Genomic DNA, 2,362 nt, shown 5'->3' with positions numbered 1-2,362 from the left:
TTAGATCATTAAAAGTCATAAAGGGGATCCTTTGGTGGTTAGGCCCAACCAAAGTCGCAACTGTGGACGGTTTTAGGCAAGGGGAAAAATAGGTGAAAAGTGCAGTTTACGCAAGTTACTCATGTGCGCCAACCGTAGGCGCAGATAATTGGTGACATTCTACCATAGTTATGACACAACTCTATTCCGTCCGTTTGATTTTGCCTCATAAAGGAGTTCATCCGCACGATTCAACAGATGCTCTGCGTCTTCTTCCTCTTCGAGAGCGGCAACACCAAAAGAGCAGGTGACATTTCCAACACTCTCAAAAATTTCCTCATCGATCACTTTTCGTAAAAGTTTGGCTACCTTTGTTGCTTCGTCAAGCTCGCAATCAGGCAACAAGAGGACAAATTCTTCCCCACCCCAACGAGCGACAATATCACTTTTACGGATTCGATGTGATACCAGTGCAACAATCTGTTGCAAAACCCTATCTCCGATCAAATGTCCGTACTGATCATTGACATTTTTAAAATAATCGACATCAAAAAAGATAACACTAAGTGGTTTTTCTCCTCGATGTGCAGCATTTATTGCATGTTGATACACTCTTGTAAAATGGAGCCTATTCGGTATTCCCGTCAACGCATCGGTCATAGTTTGTACTTGCATAGTCGAAATATCGTTGAAAATAACAACATAGCGAATTTCATTATTAACTTTTAATACCGATATGCGCACTTCAAAAATTGTAGTAATGTCATTAATGGTTATTTTAGCTTTGTGCATTTTTAGGGGATTATCCCGTATATACTCCGTCCATCGTTGATCATTGCGCATTGGCATCAGATACTCATCCGTATCACCTTCTTCAAAATATTCACATACACAAGCATGTTCTTTTTTAAATGCTTCAATAGTTTTATAGTGTAAATATTCTAAAAATGAGTCATTCGCCGCAATCAAATGTTCTCCATTTGTCACGATGACCGGTGATGGAACTGAATCCAGAATCATCTGGGCATAGCGTTCTTGAAAACTCATTTTTTGAGTTACATACGTATAAATACGATCAACAATCAATGCTATAAGAAGGATTAGAACACCGGCAATCAATATTGATGAAATAATCATGTGACGTACATGTGCTTTGAAATCACTCGCAGATCGAATAAACATAATTGCACCAATTGGTTTATTACGATAATTATTTACTTCCAATACATTTACCTGATAGGTTTGTGCAGCATACGTCAAAACGGCATTTTCAAGTTTATTATGTCCCGTGATATACTGCTGAATCAGAGAACGAAATTTTATCGGTATATCAACGCCGATATGATTTCCAATCGCTATCGATTGATCAACACGCCCAAACATCCCTAAAGCATTTTGATTAACAAAGAAAAAAGACTCAAATCCGGCAAAACGACGAATTTTATCGGTAAAATAAGGAGCAGAAATACCAAATTCAACCGATCCGATATAGAAACCTTTATCAAAAATAGGGACAAGAATACGAAACGCTAATCCTTGCCGTCCCTCTTCAAATCCTGAAATCTTTTGAGCACTTTTATGCGCATAAGCCACCATAGAACGCTGATCGGCAATTTGATCACCATACACCTCAGGCTGATGCACTCTTAGCAACGATGTTCCATCCGCATTATGAAACTGCATGACAACAAGCCATCGGTTCTCTCGCTGCATTACTTCCCATCTAGGACGGATAAATTCGTAAAGTTTATCATGATCTTTGGCTTTAAATGCTTCAATAATTCCGGGAGAACGGAGATTTGCCTCAGCTCTGGAAGAGTAAAAACGTATCGTATCCTGAATGGTTTCATGATAGGTACGATGCACATGAGCATACGCTTCATGAATCCGTCTTTGATCTTCTTGTTTTTCATGATAAAGATTATAGAAAGTTATGATAGCGGATACGATGACTATCACTAAACTCAAAATGAGTATTATTTTATATTTTATATTTTTCATGGATGAACGCTGACTTTCAAAATATTTGTTAATCTGTTGACGGCGAATACATTCATTCCGCTTATGAACTGCGATATTAGCAACGTCAAATAAACCCTTAAAGTAACAATTACCATGACTAAAATCAAAGAAATTTGGCATTCTAAAATTGACATAAAGTACAAAACCCATACTTTATTCTTCTCTTTTAAGGATATCTCTTTATTCCTTTCAAACATCTTACCCTTTTACATCAACCTATCATATGATCTTAGAGGATAAATATTTTTTCATCATTTAGTTTGTAAAATATACTTTTTTACCCTTTTCGAAGTTATAATATCACAATAATTCACAATAAGGTTGCAATAAAAATTTATGCATTATTTCAAAGGAACAGAAC

At 36.6% G+C, this 2,362-nt stretch carries 1 protein-coding gene; it reads right to left on the bottom strand.

Translation table 11 applies throughout. The features are described from left to right. Nucleotides 1-168: 168 nt before the first annotated feature. Nucleotides 169-2,151, bottom strand: coding sequence for a diguanylate cyclase (locus WA010_RS06180; RefSeq protein ID WP_422556270.1), 1,983 nt, complete (start codon nucleotides 2,149-2,151; stop codon nucleotides 169-171). Between the last annotated feature and the right edge of the window lie 211 nt (nucleotides 2,152-2,362).

This window comes from Sulfuricurvum sp., assembly GCF_049305995.1.
Classification (GTDB): Bacteria; Campylobacterota; Campylobacteria; order Campylobacterales; family Sulfurimonadaceae; genus Sulfuricurvum.
This window is presented reverse-complemented; position numbering and strand designations above follow the sequence as displayed.

What these genes read in the sequence shown, in the direction of transcription:
- WA010_RS06180 (WP_422556270.1), bottom strand. Translation starts at nt 2,151, where the DNA reads ATGGGTTTTGTACTTTATGTCAATTTTAGAATGCCAAATTTCTTTGAT.